General features: G+C 43.4%; 14 protein-coding genes. 13 read left to right on the forward strand and 1 reads right to left on the reverse strand.

Features of this window, described 5'->3' with window-relative positions:
* Positions 1 to 425: 425 nt before the first annotated feature.
* The 13 genes from clpB to H6F73_RS04110 all read left to right on the forward strand — a co-directional run bounded on the left by clpB (position 426) and on the right by H6F73_RS04110 (position 16,059).
* Complete coding sequence (gene clpB, locus H6F73_RS04050; protein ID WP_190757539.1) at positions 426 to 3,047, forward strand: ATP-dependent chaperone ClpB; 2,622 nt, start codon at positions 426 to 428, stop codon at positions 3,045 to 3,047.
* A gap of 129 nt (positions 3,048 to 3,176) precedes the next feature.
* On the forward strand, positions 3,177 to 4,007 hold the full coding sequence (locus tag H6F73_RS04055) for an ABC transporter permease (RefSeq protein WP_199330409.1): 831 nt from the start codon (positions 3,177 to 3,179) through the stop codon (positions 4,005 to 4,007).
* A gap of 1 nt (position 4,008) precedes the next feature.
* Positions 4,009 to 5,277 carry an ABC transporter ATP-binding protein gene (locus H6F73_RS04060; protein ID WP_190757540.1) on the forward strand — a complete coding sequence of 423 codons (1,269 nt, stop codon included), beginning with the start codon at positions 4,009 to 4,011 and terminating at the stop codon, positions 5,275 to 5,277.
* A gap of 133 nt (positions 5,278 to 5,410) precedes the next feature.
* Positions 5,411 to 6,172, forward strand: coding sequence for a hypothetical protein (locus H6F73_RS04065; protein ID WP_190757541.1), 762 nt, complete (start codon positions 5,411 to 5,413; stop codon positions 6,170 to 6,172).
* 13 nt (positions 6,173 to 6,185) lie between these two features.
* Positions 6,186 to 6,911, forward strand: coding sequence for a sulfotransferase domain-containing protein (locus tag H6F73_RS04070; protein WP_190757542.1), 726 nt, complete (start codon positions 6,186 to 6,188; stop codon positions 6,909 to 6,911).
* A 19-nt stretch (positions 6,912 to 6,930) separates the two neighbouring features.
* Positions 6,931 to 7,560 (forward strand): class I SAM-dependent methyltransferase, encoded by a 630-nt coding sequence (locus tag H6F73_RS04075; protein WP_190757543.1) that lies wholly within the window; start codon positions 6,931 to 6,933, stop codon positions 7,558 to 7,560.
* Positions 7,561 to 8,400, forward strand: a complete 840-nt coding sequence (locus H6F73_RS04080; RefSeq protein WP_190757544.1) for a glycosyltransferase family 2 protein — start codon at positions 7,561 to 7,563, stop codon at positions 8,398 to 8,400.
* 31 nt (positions 8,401 to 8,431) lie between these two features.
* Entirely contained in the window at positions 8,432 to 9,370 is a 939-nt protein-coding gene (locus H6F73_RS04085) for a glycosyltransferase family 2 protein (protein WP_190757545.1), read from the forward strand.
* Between the two features lie 24 nt (positions 9,371 to 9,394).
* Entirely contained in the window at positions 9,395 to 10,639 is a 1,245-nt protein-coding gene (locus H6F73_RS04090) for a glycosyltransferase family 4 protein (RefSeq protein ID WP_190757546.1), read from the forward strand.
* An 11-nt stretch (positions 10,640 to 10,650) separates the two neighbouring features.
* The gene (locus H6F73_RS04095; protein ID WP_190757547.1) at positions 10,651 to 11,340 is read left to right on the forward strand and encodes an acylneuraminate cytidylyltransferase family protein; all 690 of its coding nucleotides are present in this window, start codon (positions 10,651 to 10,653) and stop codon (positions 11,338 to 11,340) included.
* Between the two features lie 29 nt (positions 11,341 to 11,369).
* Positions 11,370 to 13,343 carry an N-acetylneuraminate synthase family protein gene (locus H6F73_RS04100; RefSeq protein ID WP_190757548.1) on the forward strand — a complete coding sequence of 658 codons (1,974 nt, stop codon included), beginning with the start codon at positions 11,370 to 11,372 and terminating at the stop codon, positions 13,341 to 13,343.
* Positions 13,340 to 14,209, forward strand: coding sequence for a hypothetical protein (locus tag H6F73_RS04105; protein ID WP_190757549.1), 870 nt, complete (start codon positions 13,340 to 13,342; stop codon positions 14,207 to 14,209). The genes H6F73_RS04100 and H6F73_RS04105 overlap by 4 nt, the downstream gene beginning before the upstream one ends.
* Before the next feature lie 731 nt (positions 14,210 to 14,940).
* Positions 14,941 to 16,059 carry a patatin-like phospholipase family protein gene (locus tag H6F73_RS04110; protein WP_190757550.1) on the forward strand — a complete coding sequence of 373 codons (1,119 nt, stop codon included), beginning with the start codon at positions 14,941 to 14,943 and terminating at the stop codon, positions 16,057 to 16,059.
* Between the two features lie 185 nt (positions 16,060 to 16,244).
* Here H6F73_RS04110 and H6F73_RS04115 read toward each other — a convergent pair whose 3' ends face one another.
* On the reverse strand, positions 16,245 to 16,802 hold the full coding sequence (locus H6F73_RS04115) for an SRPBCC family protein (protein ID WP_190757551.1): 558 nt from the start codon (positions 16,800 to 16,802) through the stop codon (positions 16,245 to 16,247).
* Positions 16,803 to 17,031 lie beyond the last annotated feature (229 nt).

The raw sequence follows: 17,031 nt of genomic DNA on the forward strand, positions 1-17,031 counted from the left end.
ACTTTAACTTGTACGCTACAAGCCTTGATAGGTATTAATTGCTGAAAAGCATGACAAAGAAGCCACTTGCACCAGCCCAAGTGAACTTAAAGTCAGAGTTTCCGAACGTAAGATGAAGCTTTATTTAACAGAAGTTTAGCAAAAGGTTAAATAAAAAATCTACTCCTAGAGGAGGGTAATACCTATGCCTAAGGGCGTAAAACCCGATCTCCGCAATTTTGCGGATCTGCCTACAATGTTTGACAGGTAAAGCATTCAGCCCCAGCGTAGGAGCGAACCTTGGCACCCTGATTCAATGCAACCGGAGAACATATCAGCGCTCAGGACGCCCCTACAGCACTCAGCCGGCTCAACCTTCATTCGCTAAAGCCGATCATTGAGCGCCCAGTCAACCTTAGATCACAGCAAAGAGGCGATTACAAATTATGCAACCAACCAATCCCAACCAATTCACCGAAAAAGCCTGGGAAGCCATTGTCCGCACCCCAGACATTGCCAAAGCCGGCCAGCAACAACAACTCGAAAGCGAACACCTGATGAAAGCCCTCCTTGAACAAGAAGGGTTAGTCGCCAGTGTCCTGAGCAAACTCGGCATTAACGTGCAGCGACTAAGCGATCGCACCGATGAATTCATCAACCGGCAGCCTAAAATCTCCGGCGGCAGCAGTTCTATCTACCTAGGACGCAGCCTCGACACCTTATTAGATCGCGCCGAAGACTATCGTAAAAAGTATGAAGACGAATACATTTCAATCGAACATCTTCTACTGGCGTATGCCAAAGACGATCGCTTCGGCAAAGGTCTATTCCAAGAATTTAAACTAGAGGAAGCCAAACTCAAAACGACGATTGACGAAATCCGGGGGAGTCAAAAAGTGACCGATCAAAATCCCGAAGGGAAATATCAATCCCTGGAAAAATATGGCCGCGACCTCACAGAAGCCGCCCGCCAGGGTAAACTAGACCCCGTAATTGGGCGGGATGAAGAAATTCGCCGCACCATCCAAATTCTCTCTCGCCGCACGAAAAATAACCCAGTTTTGATTGGCGAACCGGGTGTCGGGAAAACTGCGATCGCAGAAGGACTTGCCCAGCGGATTGTATCGGGCGATGTCCCCCAATCTCTGAAAGACCGCAAATTGATTGCCCTGGATATGGGTGCATTAATTGCCGGCGCAAAATATAGAGGTGAATTTGAAGAACGCTTGAAAGCCGTCCTTAAAGAAGTCACCGACTCTCGCGGGCAAATCATCATGTTTGTTGATGAAATCCACACCGTTGTTGGTGCCGGCGCAACCCAAGGCGCAATGGATGCCGGCAACTTGCTCAAACCCATGCTGGCAAGAGGCGAACTGCGCTGTATCGGTGCCACCACTCTGGATGAATACCGCAAATACATCGAAAAAGATGCCGCACTCGAACGCCGGTTTCAGCAAGTCTACGTCGATCAACCTAGCGTTGAAGACACCATCTCGATTTTGCGCGGACTTAAAGAGCGCTACGAAGTTCACCACGGCGTTAAAATCTCCGACAGCGCCTTAGTTGCAGCCGCAACCCTGTCAACCCGCTACATTAGCGATCGCTTCCTCCCCGACAAAGCTATTGACTTAGTCGATGAAGCAGCAGCGCGGTTGAAAATGGAAATTACCTCCAAACCCGAAGAACTGGACGAAATCGACCGCAAAATTCTGCAGTTAGAAATGGAGCGGCTATCGCTGCGAAAAGAAAGCGATCCGGCTTCCTTAGAACGGTTGGAACGACTAGAAAAAGACCTCGGCAACCTGAAAGAAGAACAGCACAGTCTGAACGCGCAATGGCAATCTGAAAAAGATGTCATCAACACAATTCAGGCGATTAAAGAAGAGATTGACCGGGTGAATGTTGAGATCAGCCAAGCAGAACGCGACTACGATCTTAACCGTGCTGCTGAGTTGAAATATGGCAAGTTAACCGATTTACACCGGCAGCTTGAAGAAGCGGAAACTCAATTAGAACAAGCGCAAACCAGCGGACGCACCCTGCTGCGCGAAGAAGTCACCGAATCCGACATAGCAGAAATCATCTCGAAGTGGACAGGAATTCCGATCAGCAAACTGGTGGAATCTGAAATGCAAAAACTGTTGCACTTAGAAGATGAACTCCACCGGCGCGTCATCGGTCAAGATGAAGCGGTGACTGCGGTAGCCGATGCGATTCAGCGTTCTCGTGCCGGTCTTGCTGACCCCAACCGGCCTGTCGCTAGCTTTATTTTCCTTGGCCCTACCGGCGTTGGCAAGACCGAACTCGCCAAAGCACTCGCCGCTTATCTCTTTGATACGGAAGAAGCGATGGTGCGGATTGATATGTCCGAGTATATGGAGAAACACGCGGTTTCTCGCCTCATTGGTGCGCCTCCGGGATATGTTGGCTACGACGAAGGCGGACAGTTAACTGAAGCCATTCGCCGGCGTCCTTATGCGGTGATTTTGTTCGACGAAATCGAAAAAGCTCACCCCGATGTCTTCAATGTGATGCTGCAAATTCTTGATGATGGTCGCGTTACCGATGCTCAAGGTCATACGGTAGACTTCAAAAATACGATCATCATTATGACCAGCAATATCGGTTCCCAGTACATCTTGGATATTGCCGGTGATGAAGGCCGGTATGAAGAAATGCGTTCTCGCGTTATGGAAGCAATGCGAAACAACTTCCGTCCGGAATTCCTCAACCGCATCGATGAGGCGATTATCTTCCACGGCTTGCAGAAATCGGAACTGCGGCAGATTGTCAAATTGCAAGTTGCACGGTTAGAAAAACGACTGGGCGATCGCAAAATGTCTCTGAAGCTATCCGACGCAGCCCTTGACTTCTTAGCAGAAGTAGGCTATGACCCGGTCTACGGTGCTCGTCCGCTGAAACGAGCGATTCAGCGTGAGTTGGAAACCCAAATTGCCAAGGGTATTCTCCGGGCAGAATTCAACGATGGCGACACAATTTATGTGGATATCGAAAATGAGCGCCTCGCCTTCAAACGCCTGCCGGCAGAGTTGCTGACGGCCCAGTAAGGGATGCAGCAGCTTGTTAGAAACGCGCTGACAGCTTAAGGTTTAAAGTGAAGAACAGGGACGATTGCTGCCGGTGGAGGCAAAGATCGCCCCTGTAACTTTGTTCAACGTAATTTCTCCGGTGAATCAGTGTCAGTCACTAACAAAATTACGATTATTCGCCCCGGTAGGCAATCTTTAAAAGCCGCGATCCAAGAGTTTTGGGAGTACCGGGATCTCCTGTGGATGCTGGCATTGCGGCAAGTTAGCGTGCGTTACAAGCAAACTGCCATCGGCATTGGCTGGGTGTTGTTGCAGCCGCTAGTGGCAATGGGGATTTTTAGCGTGGTTTTTGGGAATTTTGCCAAGATTCCCTCGGATGGCATTCCCTATCCGATTTTTAGTTACTCGGCTTTGATATTATGGGGGCTGTTTTCCGATGGCTTGACGCGGGCCGGCAGCAGCCTGATTGCTGAGGAACGGCTGATCTCGAAGGTGTATTTTCCGCGCCTGATTATTCCTTTGGCTGCCGTTGGTTCAGCCTGGGTAGATTTCGCAGTGTCGCTGTTTTTGCTGTTGCCGCTCACTTATATCTATCATCTCAGGCCAACTTGGAGTTTGTTGCTGCTGCCGGTGGCAATGGTGGTGACGATGATCTTGGGTGCCGGTGTGGGGATGCTGCTAGCGGCGCTGAATGTTAAATATCGAGATTTTCAGTATGCTGTGCCTTTCGTGATGCAAATTTGGCTGTATGCTTCTCCTATTGTGTATTCGGTTAATCTCGTGCCGGCTTCAATTCGTCCGTTTTACTACCTCAACCCGATGGCGGGACTGATTGAGCTGTGCCGGTTTGCGGTGACGGGACAGGGGAACTTTAGCTTGATAGGGTTAAGTCTATCTGTGGCAGGCGCGATTGCGTTTTTTATCATAGGCTCAACAGTCTTTCGCTGGGTAGAGCGGAGTTTTGCAGATTTTATCTAGCATGAGCGAGAAACCGATCATTTCTGTTAAAGGGCTAGGAAAAAAGTATCGTATCCGGACGGATGCGAAGAAGCGTTACTCTACCCTCAGAGAGGATCTGGCTGACACTGCCCGAAAGCTCGTTCAGGGCAAGCTTTGGCAGCAAAAAACTGAAGATTTTTGGGCGCTACAAGATATTAATTTTGATATTGGTGCCGGTGAAGTTGTTGGGATCATTGGGCGTAATGGGGCGGGAAAAAGTACGTTACTGAAAATTTTGTCTCGAATTACGCAGCCAACGACAGGCGAGGCAATATTACGGGGACGTGTGGGTTCACTGTTAGAAGTGGGGGCTGGATTTCACCCAGAATTGACAGGACGTGAGAATATTTTTATGAATGGCACGGTTTTGGGCATGAAACGTGCTGAGATTAAAAACAAGTTTGATGAGATTGTTGCCTTTGCCGGGGTGGAGAAGTTTTTAGAGATGCCGGTGAAGCGCTATTCTTCAGGAATGTACGTGCGATTGGCATTTGCCGTGGCGGCGCATTTGGAACCAGAGATTTTGCTAGTCGATGAAGTGCTGGCAGTGGGAGATGCGGCGTTTCAGAAAAAGTGTTTGGGAAAGATGGAGGATGTAGCGAAGCGGGATGGGCGCACCGTTTTGTTTGTCAGTCACAATATGGCGGCTATTCAACAGTTATGTCTTCAGGCTATCCTATTAAAAAGTGGTTTAATATCTAAGGTTGGAGATGTGCGGGATGTAATTGCTGATTACTTAACCCTAGCCAATAGCCAAAATCAAGAAGAAGTGCCCAAGTTATTCGATAGACGCAGGCGAGAAGATTTTGGAGTCCTAATAAGAATCACTCAGTGTAAAGTATTTGATTCTTCAGAAACCGAGAATTATAGTTTACAGTTCGGAGAACCTTTTGTTATAGAGTTAGAATGCCTGGGGTTATCAGACTTAAATAATGTTTCTTTTGTAGTTGGTATTGATTCAGCGACAGGAGTTAGAATTGCGACTTCTACAAGTCAGGAGTGCAGTTGCTATACTACTATAAAAAAAGGGGAGCCGGTGCGAACAAGATTAAAAATCGATTCCCTTATTCTCAATCCAGGTAATTATTCTATCACTGTCGGTGTTCAGGGAGGTAAAGGCCAGATAGATCATCTAGAAAATGCACGATTTTTTGAAGTTATGACAATCTCGTGGAATCACAAAAGTTTTCCAAATGACAAATGGGGAATTGTTTATGTTGAACCGAATTGGGTAATCAACTACTGCTAATTTTGTTATTTTTAAAAAAAGTAAGATAAAATCAGTAGGAATTATATTAAAAAACCTAAAGATTTAACGTATTTTTTAAAATATTCAATTAATTCATACAGCTCACCCTATTGATGGAGAAATTTCCCAGATAATGAGTGAAAAAATTAAGACCCATATTTTTTTAAAAATTACAAAAAAACTCAAGGTTTTCTTGCCTTTTTTCTATAGCAAGGTATTAAAATTACCTAAACAGCAAATGAGATGCTTATCTGAGTTTCTTGAAATTGGATTTCATGGTGACCTCTACTTAAAAGAAATAGCTTTCCATTGCCTTTCACAAGCTGAGCAATTTATTGAGACTGGAACTAACGTCGGCTCAACGCTACATTATGTCTTGAAGCATTTTTCTAGCTTGAAGGCTTATTCATGTGAGCCAGATAAAGATGCTTATGAGTTTGCTTTATCCAAAGTGAAGGATTTTTCCAATGTTAACCTCTTTAATCAGTTTTCTCCTGATATGCTCTATGAGATAACTAAATCTGATAGCTCCATCTTAGAAAAAGATACTGTATTTTGGCTGGACGCCCACGGATATGGTTATCAATGGCCTCTAAAAGATGAAATTGCTTTCATAACTCACAACTTTACACGAGGCTACATATTCATTGATGACTTTCAAGTTCCCGAACTGAATTGCTTTAAATGGGATGAATATGAAAATCAGATATGTTCATTTGAGTTCATCAAAACTTCAATGAACAAAAATCTGATGTTTTCCCTGTATTATCCCTCGTATACAGAGAAAACCTCTGAATATCACCCTCTAACTGGATGGTGTCTAATTGAATTTGGCCACCCTAATTTTAATTTTCCCGCAACCCTAGAAAGCAAAATTCATAAAGCCATAATCTAAGGAGTTATTGCCAATGAAAGTTAACCCTTTACATTTGATCAAAAGCTTATTGGTTGAATTTAATACAGATAAAACTGGCTCTCTAGCAATTTATGACTCTCAATTTATCAAAAAATTTGTAGACGATCCAAATTTTCCGTTTCTGGTAAGCTTTCCCAGAACAGGTAGTCACTGGCTGCGGATGGTGATGGAACTTTATTTTGAAAAGCCATCCCTTGTGAGAGTATTTTATTACAAAGATTGTCAAGATTACCTAACGCTTCACACCCATGATATGAACCTGGATATTTATAGAAAAAATGTTATTTATCTCTACCGCGAGCCTGCGCCTACAGTTTACTCCCAGATGATGTATGAAAAAGAAGACACCAGGGATCTGGAAAGAGTGAAATATTGGAGTACCCTCTATGGCAAGCATTTGGCTAAGTGGTTAATTGAGGAAACCGAGACTGAGAAAAAAACTATTATGCGATACGAAAATTTGCTCAAAGACATGGCTACTGAATTTTCTAAAGTAACAGAGCATTTTGAGATGCAAATAGATGCTGATAAGTTACAAAGAGCAACAGAAAAAGTTTCAAAAGAGGAGGTTAAGAAAAAAACCGCTCATGATCCTCAAGTTATTAACAGAAGTGGTTTCTATGAAATTAGCCGTAAAGAGTTTTTGCAAAATAACTCAGAGTTAATTGGAGATTTAGTCTTAGAACAAAATTGTCAACTTCAACAATATTTTATTTGAGTAGCCAAAGGAAGTGACCATGCTAAACATAATGCGAAGGCAGTTTCCAGGAAAACTGTTCTCAAAGATTGATGCAGAAGTCGAGGGCTGGTGTTCAAAAGAGGTGGCTTCTTGTCTTTGGAAATTTGCGTTAAAAAATCCAAAAATGGGTGCAATTGTTGAAATTGGTTCGGCATGGGGTAAGTCAACAATTGTCCTTGCAGAAGCCAGCCGTCGAGTGGAAGGAGGGAAAGTTTATGCTGTAGATCCCCATACAGGTGGTATCGGCTATCTCAAGCATCTGGTTGTAGATAAAATAGACTCTTTTCCAGTTTTTCAGGAAAATCTTAAAAAGTTTAATGTCTCTGATATGGTTGTTCCTATTGTAGAGACTTCGGAGCGTGCGGCTCAAGTCTGGAATTCTTTGTTAAAAATTAGAATGCTCTATATAGATGGGCTTCATACGGCAGAGGGGGTGGAGATAGATATTAACTCGTGGCTACCTTTTGTTGCACCTGGAGGTACTATTATAATCGATGATTATTTTGAACCCAGCCTGCAAATATATAAAGCTAAAATTGATGAATTGCTTACGCAGGAAAAAGTGAAGCTGCCTTTCCAGAAATGCTCTCGCCTTGTCTATACTTATAAAATTTCAGAGCTTGATTAAATGCAGGAACCCACCGCATTAAATTCTCCATCACTGGCAACTCATCAAAAAATTCAATTCACCGGCATCGCTGTCACATACAACGAAGCACAGCGTTTGCGAGGCTGCCTGAATAGTCTGAGATTTTGCGAACAGCTAATTGTTGTGGATTTGGGTTCTACAGACGCATCAGTAGAAATTGCTCAGCAATGTGGTGCAGAAGTTGTCCACCATGAGAGAGTGCCTATAGTAGAACACATTCGAGAGAAAGCCGTAACTTATGCTAGAAACGATTGGGTTATTTTTTTAGATCCTGATGAAGTATTACCGGCTAATATTGAAGATGAGCTGCGCTTGCTCATTACTCAACAACCAAATCTTGGATTAATCAACCTTCCCCGGCAGTTTTACTTCAAAAATAGGCCGCTCAACTTCACCATCTGGGGAAAAGAACAGATAAAGCAGGCTGTGCTTCACAAAAACAGATGCAAGTTTAGCCCCTATGTTCATCAACCTGTACAAATAATAAATGGCTATATCAGTGGTACTTTGCCGCAGCAGCCCGATTATTACCTTAAGCATTACTGGGTAGATTCCTATCGCCAAATGTTTGAGAAACACTGGCGTTATATTAAACTTGAGGGAAAGTCAAGATCTGAGCGAGGTGAGCGATTTTATTGGGGCAATTGGTTTAAATCGATAGCTTCTGCACTTATACACAATCTCTTCACCTATAACGGGATTCGCGGTGGCTTACTGGGAATTTTCTTGAGTTTCTTCTACGCTTGGTATGTAGCAATGAGCTTGCTTTCATTGCGCCAATATCAAAAAAGCACAGAGAAAGGGATAGTATCGAATTGAGCCAATACTGATTAAACCCCTAGAATTAGGAATGTGTGCGAGACGCTGTCCAACTCTAAGTGAACTTCCTGCGCCATCTGCCGGCAAAACCGGCTGGCCTTGGACACAAGAAAGTTCACAACTTTCTGATACAATGGCTGACGGCTCTCCTTGGCCACAAGTCAGTATTGTCACCCCAAGTTACAACCAGGGACAGTTTATTGAAGAGACTATCCGCTCAGTTTTACTTCAGGGCTATCCCAACATAGAATACATCATCATTGACGGCGGCAGCACCGATAACAGTGTAGAAATCATTCGCAAATACGAGCAGTGGATTTCTTACTGGGTTAGTGAACCAGATCGAGGTCAATCCCATGCCATTAACAAAGGATTTAGTAAAGCAACAGGAGAAATCTTTGGCTGGCTTAATTCTGATGATTATTACCATTCAGGGGGAGTAGCCACCCTCGTTCAACTGCGACACAAACAACCTGATTGTGTTGCCTGGGTGGGTGCCAACCAGGAAATAGACATTGCCGGCAAGCTTTTACGCAGCCTGACGCCGCGCGTGGGCAACAAAGCTCAGATCGGGGATTGGGGTACACAAGTAGAAGCGCACTTTCATCAACCGTCCTGTCTGTTTTCTGCTAAACAATTTGCCACAATTGGTGGAGTGAATGAACGGCTAGAATATGCTTTAGATGTTGAACTTTGGATGCGATTAGCTGAAGCCGGTAACTTTGCCACCACCGGCGAAATCATTTCTTACCCTAGAATATACTCCGAAGCCAAAACATTTAGAGATCGACTGATGCAAGAAGCTGAACTTATTTTTATAAACTTTAATCTGGATCAACCAGAAGTTGCTCGGCGGCGGTTGGTGCGTTTTCAGGAAAAAGCTGTGGATATGATGACCTACCGCGACTTACTGATATATTTAGTAAAGCGCACTGTTTCCGGTATATTAGGCCGGCTCCATTATAAATAAATATTTTTCTGCAAAAAAGCTGTGATGAAATCCCCAGAAAAAGATTGGGTAATAATTTACTCTATTGTTGCACCTTATCCGCTCCAAAATGGTGCAGCAGTCCGCATTTGGGAGATGGCTCAGTGGCTTCGGAAATTTTATCATGTTGGTCTAGTTATGCCGGCTGCTAACGGCTCCAATTTAGCTCCCTTAAAAAATGGCTTTGACAGCGTATGGATTGCTTATCCCCACGCCATTTCAGTGCGCCGCAACTTGCTAAGGAGAATCAGGTATGAAATCATTTCTATATCAGCACGTCGCTCCTTATCATCTCGGTATGAAAAAGAATTAGCGGCGTTTTCTCATAAAAATCCTCTGAGAAAAATTCATCCACCGGCAATGCTACTACTGGATGAACTCTGTACCAAATTACGACCTATTGCCATCATTGCTGAATATGTCTTTTCAGCAGCAACTTCTACAATAGTGGCTCGTAAACACGGAGTCCTGTCAGTAATTGATACCATTGATGTACTCAGCCAGCGCCAGAAAAGCGAACGAGCGGCAGGGGTGCCTCAGCAACGAGGAAAATTTTCAGAAAAACATGAAATTGAACTGCTATCACTAGCCGATGCTTTGATTGCCATTCAACCAAATGAAGCAAAATTACTGGCCGATATGCTACCGGAAAAGCAGATTATCCTTGCAGAACATCCGGTTGTCGTCAATGAATATCCCTCAACAACTACAAATAATAATTATATCCTTTTTGTTAGCTCACAAGCCAGACACAATATCCACGCGTTGCGAATATTTATAGAGCGCCAATGGCCAATTATACGCAAGACTGTACCTGAAGCAGAATTGCATATCTGTGGCAATGTTTCTCGCCATTTTTCCGAGGTAATTACTCAGGAAAATGCAGTATTTTTTCATGGATTTTGTCCAGATATCGCGTCCTACTACCAGAAGGCTACCATTGCGATCAATCCTGTAAACTATGGATCTGGCTTAAAGATTAAGTCTGTAGAAGCCCTCGCTTATGGAAAATGCTTGGTAAGCACTCCAATTGGTGCTGATGGTTTGGAAGAACACGCGGGACGAGCGTTTGTTTGTGTGGAAGTCGATCAAATGCACCAGGCTATTATCGAGTTGCTGCGCGATCCCCATCGGCGTCAAATGCTGGAAACAGAAGCCCTCAACTTGGCCAAACAACGCTTTTCACCAGAGGTCTGCTTCTATGAATTAACACAATTATTAGAAATAACCAGTCGAAATCAGCAAAATTAAGGTATAGACGATTGAGTACACTTGCTATCATCCCCGCTCGCGGCGGTTCCAAAGGTGTCTCCCGCAAGAACCTGCGCCCCCTTGCCGGTAAACCCTTAATCGCCCACTCTATTATGGATGCCAAGGAAGCAAAGCTGGTAAACAGCGTCTACGTCTCAACGGATGACCCGGAAATTGCCGAAATTTCCAGGCTGTATGGTGCTGAAGTCATTGATCGTCCAGCAGAACTTGCCGGTGACACGGCATCCTCTGAATCAGCCTTACTCCACGTGCTAACAGAACTTGAAAAAACTGGCATCTCTCCAGAGTTAGTTATTTTCCTGCAATGCACTTCCCCAATTAGGACGGGTGCCGACATCGATCAAGCGATTGAGCAGTTAATATTAGAGAATGCTGACTCGCTATTATCCGTCTGTCCCTCCCATAAATTTCTCTGGGAACAAGTCAACGGGCTTGCTCAGTCTATCAACTACGACTATCGCCAGCGCCCCCGCCGTCAAGATATGCTGCCACAATTTGTTGAGAACGGGTCGCTTTACATTTTTAAGCCTTGGGTGCTAAAGTCTCTAGGGAATCGGCTGGGCGGCCAAATTTCTCTATTTTCTATGAGTGAAGAGGCTAGCTGGGATATAGATTCAATGGTAGATTTTGAAATTGCGGAGTTCTTGCTCAGCAAGGTGGAAAAATTTTACTATCCCTAAAGCTCTAGTCACTCCCAAAGGACTTTCTGATGCGTGCTTATTTAGATGTGCCCAATTTTCCCAAGAAAAAATCGAGCCTAGCCTGTAATGGCATCGCTTCTCAAAGTATCCAGATTGATCAATTTACCATTGATGCTAAATCAGCCACCTTCATAATTGCTGAGATTGGCATTAACCACAATGGCAGCCTCGCCTTAGCTAAGCAACTAATTGACAAAGCGGTAGAAGTTGGGGCGAATTGCGCGAAATTTCAGATGCGGCATTTGCCTTCGTTGTATCACAATGCCGGCAATAGTAATGATCCTAGTGAGGATATCGGTTCTCAGTACACTCTAGATTTGCTGGCGCGATTTCAACTTAGTCCTCAAGAGTTGTTTGCCGCCTTTGACTACTGCCGGCAGCGAGATATTTTGCCACTATGCAGTGTGTGGGATTTGGAGAGTTTATTACAACTTGAACAGTACGGGATGCCGGCTTATAAAGTCGCCTCAGCAGATTTAACGAATCACGACTTGCTCACAGCTTTAGCAAAAACCGGCAAGCCTCTGCTGTGTTCTACCGGGATGTCTACTGAAGATGAGATTATTGAATCAGTCGCTCTGCTAAAACGGCTAGGCGCAGTGTATATGCTCTTGCACTGCAATTCTACTTACCCTACCCCATTTAAGGATGTCAATCTTAATTATTTAGAGCGTTTGCAGGACATCGGTGAGTGCCTGATCGGGTATTCTGGCCATGAACGGGGCATTTACACAGCTATTGCCGCCATAGCCAAAGGAGCAAAAGTTATCGAGAAACACTTCACACTCGATAAATCTATGGAAGGCAACGATCATAAAGTCAGCTTGTTGCCTGAAGAGTTTCAAGCGATGGTTCAAGGGATTCGTGAGGTTGAGCAAGGGTTAGGAACTGCCGCACCCCGGAGAATTTCCCAAGGGGAATTAATGAACCGAGCAACCTTAGCAAAAAGTTTGGTTATTAATTGCGATTTGGAACCGGGACAAGTGATCACAGCAGAGATGATTATAGTCAAGAGTCCCGGAAAAGGTTTACAGCCCAATCGCAAATCTGATTTGATCGGTTTAAAGGCAAAAAGACACTTGAAAGCAGGTGACTTTTTCTTTGTCGGTGATTTAGCACAAGATACTGTTAAATCCCGCTATTACACCTTTAACCGGCCTTGGGGTTTGCCGGTTCGCTACCATGATTTTCAAACTATTTTAGCTAAATCCAACCCGGATTTGCTGGAGTTTCACTTGAGTTACCGGGACTTGGAACAAGATATCCATCAATTTTTTAACCAAACTTATGATTTAGATTTGGTGGTTCACAGTCCAGAATTGTTTGCTGGGGATCATTTGTTAAATCTCTGCGCCTTGGATGAAAACTATCGGCAACATTCAGTCAGAGAGCTACAGCGAGTAATTGATGTGACGCGAACACTTAAGCCTTTTTTCAAAAAAGCCTCACGTCCTTTAATTGTCGGCAACTTGGGGGGGTTTACAACAGACGCACCCATACCTGCCTCAGAGCGTCGCCGGTGGTATGATTTAATTGCAAAAAGTCTCTCAGAATTGGATACAGACGGAGTAGAAATTATCCCTCAAACTCTGCCCCCATTTCCTTGGTATTTTGGGGGTCAACTCTATTTAAATTTGTTTGTAGAACCCGATGATACTGTAGAATTCTGCCGTGAGTATGGCTATCGCGTCTGTCTAGATATTTCCCATTCCAAATTGGCAAGTAACCATTACAATTGGTCATTTAATCAGTTTATTAAACAAGTCGCACCTCACACAGCTCATTTTCATATTGCAGACGCTGCCGGTGTAGATGGAGAGGGTTTGCAAATTGGTGAAGGGGATATTGATTTTCGAGCTTTAGCCGAATCTTTAGAAAAAGCCGCACCGGCATCCTCATTTATCCCCGAAATTTGGCAAGGACATCATAATGCAGGGGAAGGTTTCTGGATAGCATTAGAAAAGCTAGAAAAATGGTTATGAATCCTAAGGAATTGCTACGTCAGATTCTCCCTCCAGTTTTATTTGGAGAATTAATGAATGCTTTGTATATGCTTGAGTTTCAAAAGTATAAAAAATTACTGAGTAAAAATCTAAAATTTAAAAACATTGAAACAGGGAGATGCTTCATCCTTGGAAGTGGGCCATCCATGAAAAAAATTGATTTAAAGCTGCTGAAAAATGAAAAAGTTATGGCGCTGAATAACTTCTATGTTCACCCTGTTTATGAGTTTATCAGACCTCAATACTATGTAGTTGCTCCACTTCACCGACCTCAGACAGATGAAGAATGGGTTGCTTGGTTCAAAGATATGGATAACCACTTGTGTGCTAACACGATTCTTTTTCTTGGATTGTCTCACGAAGGATTATTTAATCAAAAAAACCCTTCAGCTTATGAAATCGTAAATCTAAATAATGGATTGTTCAATAGTGTAGATGTTAATTATTATTTTAGTGGAGATTTTTATAATAGAAATATTGATAAATTGCTGAATCTAGAAAATCCGTTATTTAACAGTTTGACTTGTTCATTAATGGCTATAGTAATTGCTTTATATTTAGGATTTAAAGAAATATACCTTTTGGGGATGGATAGCAATCATTTTCTTTTTGAGCAAGAATCAGATAGGCGATTTTATGTTAATGCAATCCACCAAAAAGATGAAATTAAAAGAGCTTGGGGAGATCGCTTTTATGTAGAATCATTCAGAGTGATTTATGAAATTTTTAATAAATACTACAATTTAAATAAAATTGCCGAAAAGAAAGGTACGAAAATCATAAATGCAACAGACAATACAGTGCTTAAAATTTTCGACTGTGTGGAATTTGAAAGTCTTTTTTAAACTCTTGTTGCTTGATATGTGCCAGAGCGAATGACACGCTCTTCTTAGAGCGTCTAGGCAGAATTAAACGACGGCGACACGATTTATGTGGATATCGAAAATGAGCGCCTCGCCTTCAAACGCCTGCCGGCAGAGTTGCTGACTGCTCAATAAAACCTCGCTTGGGGTGGCCGCAAAAAGTCTTTCTTTTGTAAGGAATCGGTAAGCAAAAATCCTCAAACTTCTGCGTATAAACTCCTAGTGAACGCTTTAGCTATCATCTCTCCAGATGAGCGCAGAAGCGCTCACTTTTTTATTGAGTAAAGGCAAACAAGACGCGCTGGCATCATCAGGTTTTGTGAGACGGAGGAGGAGCCGGTGCTTAATCGTTGTTAAGGTTTTAAAGGTTTGATGAATTTTGTTAACAAAGGGTAGGCAAGCAAACAAAAGCAGGGATAATGGATGCAGCTCAGAAAGCCCTTGTAAATCTTCTGCTAGATAGATATTTAGACTAAGAAGTCAAATTTACCTATTTAATTAGATAGATATTATAGAGGCCGGCGTCGAAAAAGGCCCGATCCCACTGCTTTCAGCATGACCAAGGCAGAAACAGTCGCGGACATCTCTAAAAGGGAAAAGTCTTAACAAATGAGCGAAGAATGAGACTGGGAAGGTTGAGAAGCCGGCCATCCGACCCTTTTAGCTTTTAGAACCTGAGCTATCAATGTTTATTTTTGTGGAGCTGCTAAGTCATGTCATCTCAGACCAAATTTAGAATTCTGTCTTTGGATGGTGGAGGAATTCGCGGAGTGATCACCGCCAGAATTCTTGAAGAAATTGAGAATCAACTGGGAAAACCTTGCAATGAATACTTTGACCTGATTACCGGCACATCTACCGGGTCAATTTTGGCAGCCGGTTTAGTCCTGGGCCTGCCTCCTTCTGAGCTGATTAAAATTTATGAAGACAGTGGACAGGTAATCTTCAGCTCTTCCTGGTTTAAAAAGAATGTCTCAAGCTGGTTGCATCAGCCCAAGTATTCAAACGAAGGTTTGATTAAAACTTTAAAACGCTACTTGGAACACAAGGAATTCGGCGAGATCAAATTTGGGCAAATCTCCCAAATTTCAAGGGCAAAATTATTAATTTTAGCCTACGACACACATTATCGAAATACAACGTTTTTCATCAGTCACAACTCTGAGGAAGAGAAGCGTTGGTTCGATGACGTGAATCTCTGGGAAGTCTGCGCCAGTTCTGCATCAGCCCCCACCTTTTTCCCCCCCTACGAATTCAAGTGGGTAGATCCAGAGCGTCCCGAAAAAGAGTGGAAATTCCCCCACGTTGATGGTGGAGTAGCTGCGAACAATCCCTCCCTAGCGGCGCTCAGCCACGTCATCGGAGCGGAAAAAAAGAGCCTTGAAGACATTTCAATACTGTCTATTGGCACAGGCAGGACAACCGAACCCTTAGAATACGAAAAAGTTAAAGAGTGGGGACTCCTTGGCTGGGCACAACATATACCCGATGTATTTATGGGAGGTCAATTCCAGATTAGTGCGGATGTATGCGGACAAATTCTAACGTCAGCTAATCCCAACGCTTACTTGCGGCTTCAATTCGAGTTAAATCACACAACTACGAGGGAAGATCCGGACTCTCCCCCTGACATTTTGTTTCCAGACGAGCGGAAAAACTTATTTACTGGTAAAAAAGTTAACGAAGAAATCGATGATGGCAGCAAAGAAAATATTAACCAATTGCTTGAAACAACAGAAGCATTCCTCAAGAGTGACGAATACAGGACAATTGATGGAAAATCTTTCAGCGTTAAACAATCCATCGCCAAGTTTATCCAAGACAACAGCTAGCCGCAACATTTAGCCTCTTAGGCAGACTAAAAGTTTGCTGCTGCCGGTGACAATGATCTGAGATGCCGATGTGGCAATGTTGCTAGCAGCGCTATCTAGTCTTGAGCTTTTAACGCAAAGGAAGACGCAGAGGAACACCATCTTAACTTCTCTGTATCCTTTGCGTTAAACCCAAACAAAAAGACTTACTGCTCGCACATCACCTGCCGCATTTGTCGCATATTCGCCGGCAAGTCAAGGTGCATTGCCTGTTGAATGAAAATCGAAGGCACTGGAATTGAGGGAGTTGCCTGCACAGAATAAGTAATTATCGTGCCGGTGTCGCAATCTTCTAGCTTTAAATCTGCTGAAAAATCTACAAAATTTCCTTTTTCAAAGTAAAACTTGATTTGCCGATGAGAGATTTCAACGACCTTTAGATAGATTTCAGCTTGAATACTCAAAAATAAGAACGTTTTCCTGGCAACTTGGTATAAGCGTTTACTGTTTTGATTCAATTCCAATACCTGAGAGTGAGTCAGATCGGGAAAAAATTTGACCCAGCGCGGATAATCAGTTAGCTGCTGCCAAGCTTTTGAGCGCGATAAAGGTAAATACATTGAAGCAGTTACAGCACCCCCCCAAGCAGTATGAGATTGAGTTGCGATCAAAATCTCACCGCGCAAGAGTGAAGAGCGAGCAGCTTGATGCCAATCTGAAGCCATTGCTGAATCAAGATAGTCTGAAGGAGTCAGTGCAGTCATGAGGGCTACGTCCAAATGAAGCTATGCAATTAAGTCTGGAATGGTCATATCTTAGCTCTGAAAAGGAGCCGTGACTGTAACTTCACTAGGGTTCGTCAAAATCTTAGCAAAATATCTATAGCCTTTCTCAATTGGATGGGGTAGAGTAGCAGCAATGAGTATACCAATTCTGAATGTCTTGAACCGTTACCTGTTTGAAGGCTTCTCTAATGGCTTCTTCCAAAGCTTG

The sequence above is a fragment of the Microcoleus sp. FACHB-68 genome (assembly GCF_014695715.1).
Lineage (GTDB): Bacteria > Cyanobacteriota > Cyanobacteriia > Cyanobacteriales > Oscillatoriaceae > FACHB-68.

What these genes read in the sequence shown, in the direction of transcription:
- clpB (WP_190757539.1), top strand. Translation starts at nt 426, where the DNA reads ATGCAACCAACCAATCCCAACCAATTCACCGAAAAAGCCTGGGAAGCC.
- H6F73_RS04075 (WP_190757543.1), top strand. Translation starts at nt 6,931, where the DNA reads ATGCTAAACATAATGCGAAGGCAGTTTCCAGGAAAACTGTTCTCAAAG.
- H6F73_RS04080 (WP_190757544.1), top strand. Translation starts at nt 7,561, where the DNA reads ATGCAGGAACCCACCGCATTAAATTCTCCATCACTGGCAACTCATCAA.
- H6F73_RS04110 (WP_190757550.1), top strand. Translation starts at nt 14,941, where the DNA reads ATGTCATCTCAGACCAAATTTAGAATTCTGTCTTTGGATGGTGGAGGA.
- H6F73_RS04115 (WP_190757551.1), bottom strand. Translation starts at nt 16,802, where the DNA reads ATGACTGCACTGACTCCTTCAGACTATCTTGATTCAGCAATGGCTTCA.
- H6F73_RS04065 (WP_190757541.1), top strand. Translation starts at nt 5,411, where the DNA reads ATGAGTGAAAAAATTAAGACCCATATTTTTTTAAAAATTACAAAAAAA.
- H6F73_RS04090 (WP_190757546.1), top strand. Translation starts at nt 9,395, where the DNA reads ATGAAATCCCCAGAAAAAGATTGGGTAATAATTTACTCTATTGTTGCA.
- H6F73_RS04085 (WP_190757545.1), top strand. Translation starts at nt 8,432, where the DNA reads ATGTGTGCGAGACGCTGTCCAACTCTAAGTGAACTTCCTGCGCCATCT.
- H6F73_RS04105 (WP_190757549.1), top strand. Translation starts at nt 13,340, where the DNA reads ATGAATCCTAAGGAATTGCTACGTCAGATTCTCCCTCCAGTTTTATTT.
- H6F73_RS04060 (WP_190757540.1), top strand. Translation starts at nt 4,009, where the DNA reads ATGAGCGAGAAACCGATCATTTCTGTTAAAGGGCTAGGAAAAAAGTAT.
- H6F73_RS04100 (WP_190757548.1), top strand. Translation starts at nt 11,370, where the DNA reads ATGCGTGCTTATTTAGATGTGCCCAATTTTCCCAAGAAAAAATCGAGC.
- H6F73_RS04070 (WP_190757542.1), top strand. Translation starts at nt 6,186, where the DNA reads ATGAAAGTTAACCCTTTACATTTGATCAAAAGCTTATTGGTTGAATTT.